Here is a 14,889-nt window from a genome sequence, read left to right as displayed (position 1 = left end):
TGGGTGTCGATGCGCGAGCCCAGCGTGGCATCCACCGCCAGCACGGGCAGCGACTGCATCAGCGTCAGCGCGGTATCCGCCTGCGCATTCAGCGCCTTCTTCAGGACGCGGGCCTGGATCTCCTGATTGAGATTCACGTCCTGCAAAGCCAGGGCGGTATTGACGGTATTGTTGATCGAAGCGTCCATGTCCAGGAGGTTCCCATATGGTCGGGCCGGCGCAAGCCGGGTTGCGGCATTATTGCACGCGTTGATTCAAGGCCGGTTCGGGCATTCCTTGACAGTGCCCCATGCCCGGCGAGGTTCGCAGTACTGCCTGCGGGCCGCCCACGCGCAGTCCGGCCGGTCGAAAAAACCCAGGTCCGCGCAACGCGCCAGCTCTCCCCTCAGCTCGGCCAGCCAGGCCAAGGGGTCCTGCGCCGGAATCTCGGTCATGCGCAAGGTCGGCTGAGGCGCCGTCGTGTGCGTATCCATCGCCGCGTGCGTCTCGGCCGGAGCCACGACCGGCGCCGCCGCGTGTTCGTGCGGCGCGGCGGGCGCAGGAGACGGCTCCGCCGCGGCCGGCTCCGGCGCCGTACCGGCGCCAGGCTCGGGCTGCGGCGCGGCCGTGGGCGGCCGGCTCGCCTCGGGGGCGGGCGCATCGGCGCTCATGGCGGGCAGCGGCGCCAGAGGCACCCGCACCGGCCCCGCCGCCGAGGCGCCGGAGCGCGGCGTGCTCGGCGAGCTCCAGGACACCACCAGCAACACCAGCGCGCCGTAGATCGCCAGCGTGTAGAGCACGGTCAAGGTGGCATAACCCACGCGCTTGCCGGTTATCGGCTGGCCCCCGTCGCGGCCCAGCAAGCTGCGCCAGCCGACCAGCGCCGCGCCCGGCGCGGAAATCAGCCACCAGCACAGCCGCCGGAGCGGACCTGGTTCGTGTGAGGGATGGGCGGCCTGCGCCTGCGCGGCCACCAATTCGCGCAAGGCGCGATTCTCTTCGCGCAGACGCAAGGTCTGCTCATCCACCGGCGCCTGAGAGTCTGGATCCGTGGTGCTGCCATGCTGCGTAGCGAGTGGATCGGGTGGCGTCGCGGTCATATTAAGAAAACTATAGATACAAAAACGTGCAATAGCAATTATGCAGCAACAACTCGTGCACGCAAACCCTGAACGGGTAAGAAAGGGGAGTTTCGGGGTAGGCAACCGCTGGTTCGATAGATGCTCTAAATTTCGTCTGTATAAGATCCTGTCAATCGCGCGCTAAATGACCTGACTCTTCATAGAAAAGGGGTCGCAAGCCGCGACCCCGGGTCAGATGCATGTCGAACTTGCTCGCTCGTCTTCACTCAAACCTGGTGCAATACCTCAGCAGGTCCTGGACCATGCCTTGCGGTCGTGCGGTAGGTACGACAAATTCGGCCATCCTTCCGGCGGTGCGTACCGGCTTCAAGTATTTCTCGACTACGTGATAACCGGGGCGGTCGAAATAGTCGTCGAACAAGATGACGCAGCCCTCTTGGGCAAACAGGACCGAGGCGAGGAAAGATGCGACACGGAAGCGGCCATCAATAAGAATGAGATCAGGGCTGGCGCCCTGTTTCTCCAACACCGTCCAAGGTTCGTTAGCGTAGGCAGGCCAAAGTGCAGCGCTGCCGTAGTCTTTAGGTCGACCCCATTCACCGGTTGGGCCAATATCAACGTAGATCGGTAGGTACTTTTCCGCACCGGAGCCGATTTGCGCAATACGTGCTTGCACAGCGCGAAGGAAGGTCTCATCGGAGTCTACCGAGTAGATTTTCCGGATGTTCGATTGAGCAGCCATCACCGAACTCCCGCCAGAGCCGTACTCCAGGAAGATCTCGCTCTCGCTCAATCGTTCGGCAAGCAAGCCCCTCCCTTCAGGTTCCATGTGAGGCGTCGATGGGATGGAGGCCGCCAGCTTGGCGACCTCATCCATGTTGAGAGGATGGTCTCCTTTGCGTACAGGCGACGTGAGAGGCGCGGGCTGATTGCTAGCGACGGTAATGTTGTCAGGGGCCGGACTTGCGGCGAGCGATCCCGACGTTAGTTGCAGTGACACGAGTGCTTGATAAGACGCGAGATAACGTTGCGCGGCATCTGCGTCAATGCGTTCAAGGATCGCGTACGCGAGGTCTGGTGTCTGATATATGGTGTGCAAAAGGAATGCAAGTTTCCGACACTGATTCGTGTCAAGCATGGCTAGCTTGGACTCATCCGGCACAAACACGGCATCGGCGGATAGCAACTGGGCGCCATCCGCTGTTTCCGCTCCCTCCGTGTCAGGTAGATAGCTATGGTGCCGCATATTGTTCAGGCGTAGAAGCCTGAAACCATATGGCTTCAGCGCTGCCTCTATTTCATGTAGCTTGGGCTGTCGCTCATAGGTTTCCACAAACCGTACGCCCACTTGCAGCACCAGGATGGAGTCCAACACCCTTGAGGCGCCACGCAGAATGCCCAGATTATCGTTGGCATCGTTGAGCCACAGCCAATCGACTCTGGTGAGCCCATCGATGTCATCCAGTCGAGTGCTGGGCAACGGAAGCTTGGCTATGACATTGCTTGCTTGTTGTGCAAACGCAGGTCGGTGTTCAGGTGGCAGAGGCGACAGAGTGCCGGAGCGCTCGGCATCCAGGCACACGTGCAACTCGGTGTCGCTTCCTGGCCCCAGGGCAAAGTGAGCTTGATAGTGTTGCAAGTGTCCTTGAGTTGTCAGCATCGAGGCATCATTCAGCTTGCTGGCCGGATCAATGGTGATCGTGGAAAATGCGCCTAGACTCGCCATTCGCCCAAAATCCGGGTGGCGTGCCAAATCGGCCCCGTGATCCAGGACGACCACTTTTCCTTCGAAGGAGAAAGAGAACATTGTTGCGTGCGGATCTTCGGCAGCCGCGGCGACGGGGTGAGATACCAGCGTTGGAGCTGCGTCCCCTTCGAACAACGGCAGGTCGTGCTCGGTAAAGCTGAGACCGGCAGGCGCTTTGCCATCGCAGTATCGTTGCCAGATGGCGCGCAAAGCGTCGGCCAAATGGCCGGCAAACTTTTCCCCGTTGCAGACCGGGGACTCCAGAAGAATCCGGCGCAGATGCGTGCGGATGGTGGACAGGCTTTGCAGGTCGCTTGCCAAACCGCTTGCGCGGGCGATGTATTCGTCCCAGTCGTGCGTCACCAATTCGGGCATGCCCGCGTTGAACAGGTGCGTAGCCGAGTGCCGGCCGGCGAAAGTGGGGCCGGGCAATGACACGACAGGCACGCCCATCAGCATTGCTTCACATGTAGTCAGTCCGCCTGAGTACGGCCATGGATCCAATGCAATGTCTACGTTGTTGTAGCACTCGAAAAGCGCATAGTGATTTGACCGTCCTTCAAGCAATACTCGGTCTGCATCGATGCCGTGACGTTGCAGAATGTGGAGGGTACGTTTCTGCAGATCGGGGCTGCCCAGAGGCCCCCCTTTCAGGTACAGGCGGGACTTCGGTACGGCATGCAGCAGACGAGCCCACTGTGCCAGCACGATTTCGTTGAGTTTGGTCGGGTTGTTGAAACAGCCAAAGGTAATGTGCCCGTTTCGGAGCGCGGGTAGCGGTCCAACGCTCGGGACCCGCTTGGGCGGCATGTAGCAGATATAGTCATCCGGCATGCGGATGAGCTTTTCTGTGTACATATGGTCGGTGTCTGGGGGGGATTCGATGCCGTCGGTGAGGAGGTAGTCGATTGACTCCACGCCCGTAGTGTTGATCAGCCCTCCGACCCATTTAACCAGCAGGGGCGCTGGCTCCATGGCGATGGTGCGCAATCTGGTGCCAGCATTATGGCCCGACAGGTCCAAAAGAATATCTATCTTGTCCTCTCGGATGGTCTGGGCCAGGGTTGCATCCGAGAACGACGCTATGCTCGTCCAACGGGTGGCGATGTTCATTAGGCGTAGCGTGACATCGTCGACGACGCCCGTAGTGGTGTAGAAATACAATTCAACGCCACGCTTGGCCAAATACTCGAGCGCAGGGGTGGTCATCGCCCCTACTGGGTGCTGACGAAAACCGTCAGACACCATTCCGATGCGCAGCGTTCGGTTTGGAGATAGATCTAATGGTTGGGGACGGCCGGTTGTCTGCCGGGGGGCGAAGGCTCTCCCCCATTTTTTACATAACTCCAAGATATCGGCCGGGGCCGCTTCGGGCATGTAATGGAGCAGGGTAATTTGGTTTGACAGGGGGGCAGGATCGGTCTTGGTCAGTGCTGCCGACTTTTTGTAGCAATCTAGCGCCTCTTGCAGAAGCCCCAGATCACGCTTGAGGTTGCCCAGGTCGTTCAGGTAAATGAACCTGTTCGGTTTGTCTATCTTGATCAGTGATTCGCACAAGGCCGCCGCTTCTTCATAGCGGTAGAGCCGCGTAAGGATTTGGGCCTTGCGGTGGAGGGCGCTGGTGTGGGCCGGGTGTCGTTCGAGTATCCGTTCGACATGGTTCAGCGCGCCAGTGTAGTCAGTACGCCGGAACAAGAGGTCGGCAATACCCTGGTGTGCGTCCAGGCAATTGGCTTGAAGCCCCAGGGCGCGGAGGAAATGCTGATGCGCCAGCGTGTCGTCGCCTTGTTTGGCTACAACTTTCCCAAGAAACGCGACGGCTTCGGCATCGTTGGGGTCCAGCTCGATGGCAGCTTCGATGACTGAGCGGGCTTCCAGGAACGAAGTGGAGGCGTACAGCTGCTTCGCTCGATTTTTCAAGCCTTTCGGATCGGAAGGCAGCCGCCCTGGTATGGGTCGCGCATTGCTCGGAGCAGCCAACTCGTCAGTTGGAACCGGGGGCGTTTTTTTTGAGCTTCGGGAGGTGTCTAGCTTAGCCATCAGGGCGCGAGTTCAGTAAGGCTGAGGATGCCCCAAGCTTACCTGTGGTCAAGTCAGCATGATTCTGCGGTCAGGCCGACAAATCAGCCGCTATTCCCGACGCAAATGGCCGAGGGGGGCAAGGATAGAAAAAAACCCGGCTCTGTGCGCTAGGCGCTCAGAGCCGGGTATTCTGTTGAGGCCGATCATCAAGTTCGGCCCCTATTTATCGCTAGGCCGATTAGCGGAGCAGCGACAGCACCGTTTGCGGCACTTGGTTGGCTTGCGCCAGAACCGAGGTGCCCGCTTGTTGCAGGATTTGCGCCTTCGTCATGTTCGACACTTCCGTGGCGTAGTCGGCATCTTCGATACGCGAACGAGCGGCGGACAAGTTGTTCACCGTGTTGTTCAGGTTGGCGATGGTGGACTCGAAGCGGTTCTGGATCGCGCCCAGATCGCTGCGCAGGGTATCGACCTTTTGCAGGGCCGAGCTGATGTCACCCATGGGGCTGAGGCCGGCCGCCGATTGTTCGGCCGCCGTGAGAGCAGCGCTCGTGTCGGCAACAATCGTCACAGATGCGGTGCCGTCGACGGTAGGAGCAGTCACGGTTGCCGCGTAGTAGTTGCCGTCCGACGTCTTGACGAAGTAATCGCCAGTCGAATTCTTCAGGACACTCGCGCCAGAGAGCGTGTTCGGCGTACCGGCGGTATCTTGGACAAGCCAGGTGGCGGTGTCTGCAGCGGTGGTGGTCGCGCCGCCCGTGAGGCCGGCTGCGCTGGCGGTCTTGGCCAGCTTCGTCACGTCCAGGTTGGTCAGGCCCAGGGTGGACTTGGTGATCTGACCCAGATTGATATCGATGGTCTCGCCGTCATTGGCGCCGACTTGGATCGACAGCGTTTGGTTGCTGGCCAGCACCTTGATGCCGTTGAACTGGGTCTGAGCGGAAACGCGATCGATTTCACCCAGGCGTTGGGTGATTTCGGCCTGGATCGATTCCAAGTCGGTGTCGGAGTTCGTGCCGTTGGTGGCTTGCACGGACAGTTGACGAATACGCTGCAGGTTGTTGTTGATTTCGTTCAGCGCGCCTTCGGTCGTCTGGGCGATCGAGATGCCGTCGTTGGCGTTGCGGGCGGCTTGCGTCAGGCCGTTGACGTTGGCGGTGAAGCGGTTGGCGATGGCCTGGCCGGCGGCGTCGTCCTTGGCGCTGTTGATGCGCAGGCCCGACGACAGGCGCTCGATGGCGCTGCCCAGGGTCGATTGAGACTTGGTCAGGTTGTTCTGAGCAACCAGCGACAGGTAGTTGGTATTGATGACTGCAGCCATGTTTAGGCTCCCAAGAGAGAAAGGCTTCTTCAAACCGGGCAGCAAGGCCGCCCATCTGTGTAACGGGAAAAATTCGCTTTCTTGCGTCTTCGAATTGCTCCGTTGCCAGGATTACGGCAGCCTCAAATCAATCTTTAGGGGAATTTTGCGGAAGTCGAAATTTTTGTAGGGATCGGCCTGTCGGATGCCGGGCGCTTTCGCGGGTGAAGTGTTTCGGCGGGGGAGGTGCGTTGGTGTTTCTTATAGGGAGAGACCGCGATGACGCCGGCGTCGTGCGGCCGGGGCGCTTGCGTTGCTGGAAGGCAGGCCCGTGGGGAGCCGGGCACGGAAGCGGAAGTCCCTTTCCGCTGTCTGTATAGGACTAAATAACCTGCGCGATCTGCCCCTCCCGGGGCAATTCCTGCCAGGCCTGTTCCTTGAGCTTGGCCCGGATCCGCGCCGTGGCCTGGGAGCGCAGCTGGCATACCCGGGCTTCGGTCACGTTCATGATCGCGCCGATTTCCTTCAGGTTCAGGCCTTGCTCGTAGCACAGCGACAGCAGCAGCTTTTCGCGCTCGGGCAGGGCGTCGATGGCGTGGATCAGCGCCTGGCGGAAGTCGCCGGCCAGGAGCGAATCCAGCGGGTTGCCGTCGGCCGAGCCGTGGCTCAGGGTGGCCGACCAGTCGGCCTGGCCCGAGGCGGAATCGGGTTCGGTCGTGAAATCTTCGTAATGGACGATCTGCACGCCCTGGGCGTCGTGCAGCAGGGACTGGTATTCGCCCAGGGGAATCTCGAGCTGTTGCGCGATCTCGGCTTCGGAGGGCGCGCGCATCAGGCGCTGCTCCAGCTGCTGGATGGCCTGTTCGATCTTGCGCGCCTTGGCGCGGACGCTGCGCGGCAGCCAGTCCTGGCCGCGCAGCTCGTCCAGCATTGCGCCACGGATGCGGGTCGTGGCGTATGTCTCGAATTGGGCGTCGGCGGTTTCCTGGTAGCGCCGCACGGCGTCGAGCAGGCCGATCATGCCGGCCTGTATCAGGTCGTCCAGTTCGACGCTGGCGGGCAGCCGGGCCAGCAATTGCAGGGCCAGCTTCCGCACGAGCGGGGCATATTCGACCAAGCTGTCTTCTGCGTGGGGCATTGCGGAATGTCGGGCGGTATCCATCAAGACGCGTCGTGGAATGTTGTCAATTTGCGACATTGTCGACAAACGCGCGGGAGCGAAAGCGAACAGAGTTGAGTGCTCGGCAAGGTGCCATTGTGCGCAATGGAATTCGTTTCATTCCCCGAAGAACGCAACGTTTTGAATGCTTGTTTTCCTAATTGACGTAAATTTTGTGAGAATTTTCTATGTCAAGGTGTATCTAAAAAGGCAAGTTGCGCAATATCAACAAAGATTTGTCATATAAGTCATAGAAAATGACATCGCCTGTGGTAAATTTTACTTAAATTGCGAATAAATGATACATTTCGCATTAAAGCAGGACGCCATAGGGTCCACGGCAACGGTGATTGCCGAACATTTTGCTTATCGAAGCCCCGCGGGCGGGATCGGAACTAGGGAGTTGGGCGTGCAACAAGTCGAAAATTCATTGCTGGCAGACATTCGCGAAGTCAATTTGTCATATTTGTTACTTGCCCAGCGCATGCTCCGCGATGATTACGCCGCGTCCATGTTCCGCCTGGGGTTCAGCAACGAAGTCGCCGACATCCTGATGCGCCTTTCCCCCGCTCAGCTCGTCAAACTGGCCAGCTCCAGTTCGCTGCTCTGCCGTTTCCGTTTCGATGACTACAGTCTGTTGTCCGCGCTCACCCACGACGTCCTGGGCGGCGCATTGCAGCAAGCGCATGCAACGATCCTGCTGGCCAAGCAACCTGTCGAAGAATTGGCCTGACGGCCCGATGAATTCCACTCGGAAACACGTGTAATGGCCTCCAAGAGCGTATCCCAGGAAGCGGACGACATTCTGCTTGCCAGTTCCATGATCACGCTGGGAGCCCGGCTGCAGGTGCTCGAGGCTGAAACCAGCCTCAGCCACGACCGCCTCGCGCGCCTGTACCGCGAAATCCGCGGTTGCTCCCCGCCCAAGGGCATGCTGCCGTTCTCGGTAGACTGGTTCATGACCTGGCTGCCGAACATCCATTCGTCGCTCTTCTACAACGTGTATTCGTTCCTGAATACGCGCACCAGCAGCAAGGGCATACGCGCCACGATCGATGCCTACCGCCTGTATCTCGAAAACGCCGGCATGGATTCCTCGGAGGCGGCCGAACCCGTCCTGAGCTTCACCCGGGCCTGGATGCTGGTGCGTTTCTTCGATAGCGGCATGCTGCAACTGTCCGCCTGCCGCCAGTGCGGCGGGCATTTCATCGCCCACGCGCATGATCCCCAGTCGGATTTCGTGTGCGCGATCTGCCGGCCGCCACCCCGCGCCGGCAAGACGCGCGCCGCCGCCAAGGCGCGCGCAGGCAGTCGTGCCGCGTCCGTCGCGAATGCCGTCCGGCCTTGACCGGCAGGTTTCCAAATACATCAAAAGCCCTGGAAAACTCCCCGTAACCCGCCTTTTTGGGCCGGGGGGAACAGGGGATCATTGACGCCGGTGTTTTGCCGCCGGGCCGCCCCAAGGCAAAAAAGCCCCCTTGGGGGGGCAGCAAGCCGAAGTGTGGCGTGGGGGCATTTTTGCCGCCGGGCCGCCCCAAGGCAAAAAAGCCCCCTTGGGGGCAGCAAGCCGAAGGCGCGGCGTGGGGGTAATTTTTGCCGCCGGGCCGCCCCAAGGCAAAAAGCCCCCTTGGGGGGCAGCAAGCCGAAGGCGCGGCGTGGGGGCATTTTTAGACTTCGTTGGCAGGGGCCTGATGTGTTGATTGTTATCGGTTTTCTCGTGGTGGCCGTGTCGGTCGTCGGCAGCTTCATCGCGCTGGGCGGCCATCTGGGCGCGCTATACCAGCCGTTCGAGCTCACGCTGATCTTCGGCGCGGCCTGCGGAGCCTTTCTTGCCAGCAACAGCAAGAAGTCGCTGATGCTGGTGAAGTCGGCGCTGCCCGACGCCCTGAAAAGCTCGCGCTACGGCAAGGACGTGTACATGGAGCTGATGGCGCTCCTGTACGTGCTGCTCAACAAGGCGCGCCGCGAAGGCCTGATGGCGATCGAATCGCACATCGAGGACCCGGAGTCCAGCCCGATCTTCAGCGAATATCCGCGCATCGCCAAAGACGCGAGGCTCATGGAATTCATTACGGACTACCTGCGCATCATGATCAGCGGCAACATGAGCTCGTTCGAAATCGAGACGCTCATGGACGAGGAAATCGAAACCTACCGCCACGAGCGCGAAGTCCCCGCGCGCGCCTTGCACCAGATGGCCGACGGCCTGCCGGCTTTCGGCATCGTGGCCGCCGTGCTGGGCGTGATCAAGGCGCTGGCCGCCGTGGACCAGCCCCCCGCGATCCTGGGCGACCTGATCTCCAAGGCCATGGTGGGCACCTTCCTGGGCATCCTGCTGGCCTACGGTTTCGTGGGGCCGTTGGCCTCGCGCATCGAGCGCCGCAGCGACGAAGCCACGAAGGTGCTGGAATGCATCAAGACCACGCTGCTGGCCAGCATGAACGGCTATCCGCCCCAGCTGGCCGTGGAATTCGGCCGCAAGGTGCTGTTCTCGGCCGTGCGCCCGACGTTCGGTGAGCTGGAAGAGCACGTCCGGCAAGCCAAGTCGGCCGCGACCGGCAGGGCCTGACGGAGCGGGCCATGAGCACGGTAAACAACCACCGTGTGGTCATCCGCCGCAAGAAGTCCAAGGGCGGCGCGCACCACGGGGGAAGCTGGAAGATCGCCTACGCCGACTTCATCACGGCGATGATGGCGTTTTTCCTGGTGATGTGGCTGATCAGCGTCGTTCCGCGCGAAGAGCTCAAGGGCATCGCGGAGTATTTCCGCATGCCATTGCGCGTCGCCATCACGGGCGGCCCCAGCAGTTCCGCCGAGACCAGCGCGGTCCCCGGCGGTGGGCAGGACCCGCTGCGCAGCGACGGCGACGTGCGCCGCGCCCAGGGCAACCGGGTCGAGGCCCAGCCCATGGGCGACGCGGAGCGCCGCGAGCAGCACCGCCTGGAAAGCCTGAAAAAACGGCTGGAAAACGTCATCGAGACCAGTCCGGTGCTGAAGAGCTTCCGGCCGCAGCTGCTGATCGATCTGACGACCGAGGGCCTGCGCATCCAGATCATCGACAACCAGAACCGCCCGATGTTCGCCACCGGCCGCGCGGAAGTGCAGCCCTATATGCGCGACATCCTGCGGGAACTGGGGCCGGTTCTGAACGAGCTGCCCAACAAGGTCAGCATTTCGGGCCATACCGACGCGTCGCAGTATGCGCGGGGCGAGCGCGCCTACAGCAACTGGGAGCTTTCCGCCGACCGCGCGAACGCCTCGCGGCAGGAATTGGTGGCCGGCGGCATGAACGAAAGCAAGGTCATGCGCATCCAGGGCCTGTCTTCCAGCATGAGCCTGGTTAAAGATGATCCGTATGCGGCCGTTAATAGGCGTATCAGCCTCGTGGTGCTCAATCTGAGCACCCAGCGGCGCATCGAAAGCGAGAACGCCGCCGCCGCGGACGTCACGGCCAAGGATGCCCGGGAGGTGGGAACGGCAGTGGACGCGGCCCGGGCGGCAGTCCAGGCCACGACGGCAACCAAACCAGGCGAAACGGAGAGCAACCCGTCCGCCGAAGGGGTTCGATAGCAATGGCGGCAACGATTCTGGTGGCGGACGACTCGGCGACGATGCGGATGATCGTCCAGGCGACGTTGACAGGCGCGGGATGGAAGGTCCTGACGGCCGAAAACGGCCAGCAGGCGCTGGAGGTGGCCAAGCGCCACCCGGTGGATCTGGTGGTCAGCGACTGGAACATGCCGGTCATGGGCGGCCTGGAACTGATCCAGGGCCTGCGCGACGACGACCAGTACCTGGATGTGCCGGTGCTGGTGCTGACCACCGAAGACGACGTGGACAGCAAGATGGCGGCGCGGGACCTGGGCGTTTGCGGCTGGCTTTCCAAGCCGGTCGACCCCGACGTGCTGGTCGATTTGGCGTCCGAACTGCTCGATGAGCAGGCCGGCGCGTAAGCAGGTTCAATTTAGAAAGGCGTACGGGTCATGAGTTCTGGTTTGGACCTCAGTCAGTTTTACGAGACCTTTTTCGACGAGGCGGACGAGCTGCTCGCGCAGATGGAGCAATTGCTGCTTGAGCTGGATGTGGGCGCGCCCGACATCGAACAGCTCAACGCCATCTTCCGCGCGGCCCATTCGATCAAGGGCGGCGCGGCGACCTTCGGCTGCTTCACGCAGCTGGCGGGCACGACCCATCTGCTCGAAAACCTCCTGGATGCGATCCGTCGCGGCGAAATGGCGCTGCGTACGGACATGATTGATATTTTCTTGGAAACGAAAGACGTGCTCAAAAGCCAGCTGGATGCCTACCGGGCCTCCGAAGAGCCCGATGAAGCCGTGTTTGAGCGCATCTGTGCCGTGCTGAGGCAGCTTGCGCTGGAGCATAAGGACCCCGCGGCGGCCGCGTCGGCGCCCGCGCCTGCCCCCGTTCCGGCTCCCGCTCCCGCTCCCGCTCCCGCTCCGGTGGCGGCGGCCCCGGCGCCCGAGCCTCCGCAGTCGGCTGCTCCGCAGCCCGCTCCGGAAGCGGCCCCGGCGGAAGAGGGCAGCGTGCCGTTGCGCGTGCGGATCACCAAGGTGTCCGACAAGGACGCGGCGTCCCTGCTCGAGGAAATGGGCAATGTGGGCACCGTCACGGCCAGCGAACGCGCGGGCGGCGCCTTGACCGTGTGGATGGACAGCACCTGCACGCCGGACGATATCGAGGCGGTGTGCTGCTTCATCGTCGATGGCGATCAGTTGAGCATCGCCCGCGAGGCCGCTCCGTCGGCCGCCGCTCCCGCCGTGGCGCCCGAACCCGCGGCCCAGGCGCCGGCGGCCGCGCCTGCCGCGCCGGCGCCCGCCGTCGCGGAATCGGCCGCGGCCGCCGAGGCCATCACCCAGGCCGCGCGCGCGGCCCGGCCCGCGGCCCCCGCGCACGTGGACAAGGAATCCACCTCGATCCGCGTCGGCGTCGAGAAGGTCGACCAGGTGATCAATCTGGTGGGCGAGCTGGTCATTACCCAGGCGATGCTGGCGCAGACGGCGTCCACGCTGGACCCGGTGCTGCACGACCGCCTGCTCAATGGCATGGAACAGCTGGAGCGCAACGCCCGCGACCTGCAGGAAGCGGTCATGTCGATCCGGATGATGCCGATGGACTATGTGTTCAGCCGCTTCCCCCGCCTGGTGCGCGACATCGCCAGCAAGATGGGCAAGCAGATCGAACTGCAGACCTATGGCCGCGCCACTGAACTGGACAAGAGCCTGATCGAGCGCATCATCGATCCGCTGACCCACCTGGTCCGCAACAGCCTGGACCACGGCATCGAGACCCCTGAAAAGCGCATCGCTTCCGGCAAGGATCCCGTCGGCCAGCTGGTGCTGTCCGCCCAGCACAACGGCGGCAATATCGTGATCGAGGTCAGCGACGACGGCGCCGGCCTGAACCGCGAGAAGATCCTCAAGAAGGCGATCTCCCAGGGCCTGGCGGTCAACGAGAACTCCCCCGACGATGAAATCTGGCAACTGATCTTCGCGCCCGGCTTCTCCACCGCCGAGAAGGTCACGGACATTTCCGGCCGCGGCGTGGGCATGGACGTGGTGCGCCGGAACATCCAGGACATGGGCGGCCACGTGCAGCTGTCGTGCGAGCCAGGCAATGGCACCACGACGCGCATCGTGCTGCCGCTGACCCTGGCCATCCTGGACGGCATGTCGGTGCGCGTCGGCGAGGAAACCTTCATCCTGCCGCTGAACCACGTCACCGAATCGCTGCAGCCGACGAACGACCAGATCTACTCGGTGGCGGGCAACGAGCGCGTCATGCACGTGCGCGGCGAGTACCTGCCGCTGGTCGAAATGCATCGCGTGTTCTCGGTGGGCGGCGCCCAGACCGACCCCACCCAGGCCATCGCCGTCATCATGCAGGCCGAGGACCGCCGTTTCGCGCTGCTGGTGGACCACCTGATCGGGCAGCACCAGGTCGTGGTGAAGAACCTGGAGTCGAACTACCGCAAGGTTCCCGGCATTTCGGCCGCCACCATCCTGGGCGATGGCAGCGTGGCGCTGATCGTCGACGTATTTGCGCTTGCGCGCGCCAACCGCGAGCGTTGGTCGCAGCCCGAAGCCATTCTGAATTGATGGAGAACTAACCTCATGGCAGCCAAACCGCAAGCGCCCGCCGCGCGCAATGAAGATGTCGGCAGCGAATTCCTGGTGTTCACGCTGGGCGACGAAGAATACGGGATCGATATCCTGAAGGTGCAGGAGATCCGCGGCTACGACGCCGACACGGTCACCCGCATCGCCAATGTTCCGCCCTTCATCAAGGGCGTGACGAATCTGCGGGGCATCATCGTGCCGATCGTCGACCTGCGCATCAAGTTCAATCTGGGCCGCGTCGACTACAACGAGCAGACCGTGGTCATCATCCTGAACCTCGACCGCCGCGTGGTCGGCATCGTGGTGGACGGCGTGTCCGACGTGCTGATGCTCAATTCGGGCCAGATCCGTCCGGCGCCCGAGTTCGGCGCGACGCTCTCCACGGAGTACCTGACCGGCCTGGGCACGGTGGACGAGCGCATGCTGATCCTGGTGGATATCGAAAAGCTCATGACCAGCGACGAAATGGCGCTGGTGGAGAAGGTCGCTTCCTGATCGGAATCCGGCCGTATGCGGGGTAGAGGCGCCATATTCGATCCGAAGTGGCGCTTTCCTTTAACGATTGCAGTCAAGGAGTGGTGCTTGTGATGCGCAAGTTTTTCGCGAACATGACGATACGCAGCAGCCTGTTGTGGGTGCTGGCGTTTTTCTCATTCATGTTGGTGATCGGGGCGGCGCTTGGCGTCCTGTCCCTGCGCATCAGCAACGGGACGTTGGCGGAGATCAAGCAGTCGCAGGAGCTCGACGACGCGGTCGGGCGCGTCGTGTCCAGCTACAAGGACTCCTTGAACGGCCTGGGCCGCGCCGCAGCCTCCAACTACGCCGATATCGTGCGCAATGTCGGCCAGGCGACCCTGCTGGCGCAGGGTCTGTCGGCGGATGCCACCGGCCTGCTGGAACGCGCAAAGGCCTCCATGAACAAGGGGCAGGCGGAGTTCGAGTACTACAAGACCCTGCCGCGGCCGCCGGAAGCGGCCGAAGCGCTCAAGGAAATCGACGATTCCTACGGCGCGCTGGTGCAGCAAGGCCTGGGGCCGCTGGTCGCCGCCCTGGAAAAGGCCGACATGCAGGCCTACCAGAAGCAGGTCCAGACCGTGCAGGATGCCCTGGAGGGGCGCTTTGCCCGCGCGATCGAAGGGTTCGATTTCTGGCGCGCCAGCAAGATGCTGGACGCCTATGAGGTGGCGCAGGTGCGCTACCAGTTCGTATTGATGGCGGTGGGCGCGGGCGGCGTGATCGCCGCCATGCTGGTGTTCGCCACCTATGTGTTCCTGCGCCGGCGCGTGCTGCAGCCGCTGAAGGAGGCGGGAAGCCATTTCGACCGCATTGCCGGCGGCGACCTGACCGCCCGCGTGGACGTGCGCAATACCAACGAGATCGGCCAGCTGTTCGCCGCGCTCAAGCGCATGCAGGAAAGCCTGACCCGCACGGTGTCGGCGGTGCGCCGCGGCGTGGACGAGATC

General features: G+C 62.3%; 13 protein-coding genes. 8 read left to right on the top strand and 5 right to left on the bottom strand.

Features of this window, described 5'->3' with window-relative positions; translation table 11 throughout:
• The 5 genes from ACN6PJ_RS29895 to ACN6PJ_RS29875 form a co-directional block, all read right to left on the bottom strand.
• On the bottom strand, window positions 1-188 hold a 188-nt coding region (locus tag ACN6PJ_RS29895), incomplete at its 3' end, for a YjfB family protein (protein WP_427999305.1).
• A 66-nt stretch (window positions 189-254) separates the two neighbouring features.
• Window positions 255-1,079, bottom strand: a complete 825-nt coding sequence (locus ACN6PJ_RS29890; protein ID WP_427999304.1) for a hypothetical protein — start codon at window positions 1,077-1,079, stop codon at window positions 255-257.
• A gap of 244 nt (window positions 1,080-1,323) precedes the next feature.
• Window positions 1,324-4,848, bottom strand: a complete 3,525-nt coding sequence (locus tag ACN6PJ_RS29885; RefSeq protein WP_427999303.1) for a tetratricopeptide repeat protein — start codon at window positions 4,846-4,848, stop codon at window positions 1,324-1,326.
• A gap of 220 nt (window positions 4,849-5,068) precedes the next feature.
• A complete protein-coding gene (locus ACN6PJ_RS29880; RefSeq protein ID WP_427999302.1) occupies window positions 5,069-6,151 on the bottom strand; it encodes a FliC/FljB family flagellin in 1,083 nt (360 codons plus the stop codon).
• 361 nt (window positions 6,152-6,512) lie between these two features.
• The gene (locus tag ACN6PJ_RS29875; RefSeq protein WP_427999301.1) at window positions 6,513-7,268 is read right to left on the bottom strand and encodes an RNA polymerase sigma factor FliA; all 756 of its coding nucleotides are present in this window, start codon (window positions 7,266-7,268) and stop codon (window positions 6,513-6,515) included.
• Window positions 7,269-7,698: 430 nt separating this feature from the next.
• Here ACN6PJ_RS29875 and flhD point away from each other — a divergent pair, with 430 nt between their 5' ends.
• The 8 genes from flhD to ACN6PJ_RS29835 all read left to right on the top strand — a co-directional run.
• Window positions 7,699-8,022, top strand: a complete 324-nt coding sequence (gene flhD / locus ACN6PJ_RS29870; protein ID WP_006219025.1) for a flagellar transcriptional regulator FlhD — start codon at window positions 7,699-7,701, stop codon at window positions 8,020-8,022.
• Window positions 8,023-8,055: 33 nt separating this feature from the next.
• The gene (gene flhC, locus ACN6PJ_RS29865; protein ID WP_427999300.1) at window positions 8,056-8,637 is read left to right on the top strand and encodes a flagellar transcriptional regulator FlhC; all 582 of its coding nucleotides are present in this window, start codon (window positions 8,056-8,058) and stop codon (window positions 8,635-8,637) included.
• Between the two features lie 345 nt (window positions 8,638-8,982).
• Window positions 8,983-9,858: a flagellar motor stator protein MotA gene (gene motA / locus ACN6PJ_RS29860; protein WP_427999299.1), complete on the top strand. Its 876-nt coding sequence runs from the start codon at window positions 8,983-8,985 to the stop codon at window positions 9,856-9,858.
• Window positions 9,859-9,869: 11 nt separating this feature from the next.
• Window positions 9,870-10,859 carry a flagellar motor protein MotB gene (gene motB, locus ACN6PJ_RS29855; protein ID WP_427999298.1) on the top strand — a complete coding sequence of 330 codons (990 nt, stop codon included), beginning with the start codon at window positions 9,870-9,872 and terminating at the stop codon, window positions 10,857-10,859.
• 2 nt (window positions 10,860-10,861) lie between these two features.
• The gene (locus tag ACN6PJ_RS29850; RefSeq protein ID WP_427999297.1) at window positions 10,862-11,242 is read left to right on the top strand and encodes a response regulator; all 381 of its coding nucleotides are present in this window, start codon (window positions 10,862-10,864) and stop codon (window positions 11,240-11,242) included.
• Window positions 11,243-11,272: 30 nt separating this feature from the next.
• Window positions 11,273-13,405 carry a chemotaxis protein CheA gene (gene cheA / locus ACN6PJ_RS29845; protein WP_427999296.1) on the top strand — a complete coding sequence of 711 codons (2,133 nt, stop codon included), beginning with the start codon at window positions 11,273-11,275 and terminating at the stop codon, window positions 13,403-13,405.
• A gap of 15 nt (window positions 13,406-13,420) precedes the next feature.
• Window positions 13,421-13,921, top strand: coding sequence for a chemotaxis protein CheW (gene cheW / locus ACN6PJ_RS29840; protein WP_427999295.1), 501 nt, complete (start codon window positions 13,421-13,423; stop codon window positions 13,919-13,921).
• Window positions 13,922-14,013: 92 nt separating this feature from the next.
• Window positions 14,014-14,889 (top strand): Tar ligand binding domain-containing protein (locus ACN6PJ_RS29835; protein ID WP_427999294.1); only part of this gene is annotated, 876 nt, incomplete at its 3' end.

It is taken from the genome of Achromobacter sp. (assembly GCF_050285585.1).
Taxonomy (GTDB): Bacteria; Pseudomonadota; Gammaproteobacteria; order Burkholderiales; family Burkholderiaceae_B; genus Achromobacter.
The sequence above is the reverse complement of the archived record's forward strand: the minus strand, read 5'-3'. Positions and strand labels throughout refer to the sequence as shown.